At 68.3% G+C, this 1,248-nt stretch carries 1 protein-coding gene; it reads right to left on the reverse strand.

Going from position 1 to position 1,248, the window contains the following annotated elements; all coding sequences use genetic code 11:
* Window positions 1-51: 51 nt before the first annotated feature.
* Window positions 52-1,134, reverse strand: coding sequence for a tyrosine-type recombinase/integrase (locus tag Q4543_RS24370; RefSeq protein WP_303442740.1), 1,083 nt, complete (start codon window positions 1,132-1,134; stop codon window positions 52-54).
* Window positions 1,135-1,248: the final 114 nt, after the last annotated feature.

A 1,248-nucleotide genomic window follows, 5' to 3' on the forward strand; every position in this document is an offset into this window, starting at 1 on the left:
CTGCACCAGCTCGTGCAGTTGCGGCTGTTGTGCGGGGTGGGTGCGCTGTGTTCAGAGCCCTGCGGCTATGGTGAGGTTGATGCGGAAGCGGTCGCGGCGGCGTTGGTAGCGGCGGGTCATTTCGGCGGAGGCGTGGCCGAGGTGTTTTTGCACGTGGCGCTCGTCGACCTCGGCGGAACTGGCGAGGCCGGCGCGCAGGGAATGCCCCGAGAATAAGGCGAGGCGTTCGGCCTCGGGCAGCTCGGGGCGCAGGCCGGCCTCCAGCACGGTGCGCTTGATCAGCCGCGCCACGTGCCGGTCGTTCAGCCGGGTGTGCAGCGCGCGGGTTCCATCCCGCGATGTCGCCACGAAGATCGGCCCGAAATCGATCTTGGCGAAATGCAGCCATTGCTCCAGCGCCTGCACCGGGCAGGTCAGCTCCGACGACCCACGCCCGACCTCGACCTCGCGCCAGCCGGTCTTGGCGTTCAGCGTCAGCAGTGCGCCGCCCGCCATGATCTCGACCCAGCCGCAGCTGTCCGGGGTGTCATCCTTGCGGACATCGAGCCCGACGATTTCCGAGCGCCGCAAGCCGCCGGCATAGCCCAGCAGCAGCATCGCCCGGTCCCGCAGCCCGCGCAGATCATAGGGCAGGGTGGCTGTCATGGCGCGGATATCCTCGGGGAGGATCGCGGCCTTCTGCACCGGCGGGCGGGCATGTCGGCGCTTGATGCCCGCCAGCACCGTGGCGATATGGCGGTTCTTGCGATCGAGGGCGAAGCCGCGCTGTGCGTAGTTCCATGTCAGGCCCGACAGGCGGCGATCGATGGAGCTGACGGCGAGGGCGGGAGCGCGCCCGGACGGCGCGGCGAGATCGGCCAGATAGAGCCCGATCATCTCGGGGCAGGGCGGCAGCGGCTCGGTGCCCTTCTTTCGGCACCAGCGGGCGAACTGCGCCCAGTCCTTGCTGTAGGCCTTGAGGGTGTTGTCGGAGGCCGCGGCGCGGGCATAATCGCGCGCCGTGTCGACGAGCCGGTCCAATGCGCCCGATCCCGCCACATGGGCGGGCAGGGTGAGGGCCTCGCGGGGCGCCTGTTCACCGTCCTTGCCGATGGGCGCGTCTGGTGCTGATGATTTGTCTGTCTCGGAGGGCATGTTTCCCCGCAAACCCGTTGCGTTTCGGACAGGGCGGCAAGCGGCCACGCATGTCTGATAAGGCAAACTTATGGGACATATTGGCAAAGCGCAAGATGCGGCGGTTTTGGAGGC

Origin of the sequence: Salipiger sp. 1_MG-2023, from assembly GCF_030547555.1 — a bacterium.
In the GTDB taxonomy this organism is placed as follows: Bacteria; Pseudomonadota; Alphaproteobacteria; order Rhodobacterales; family Rhodobacteraceae; genus Salipiger.

Excerpts from the sequence above, each read along its gene's own strand:
- Q4543_RS24370 (WP_303442740.1), bottom strand. The coding sequence starts at position 1,134 with ATGCCCTCCGAGACAGACAAATCATCAGCACCAGACGCGCCCATCGGC.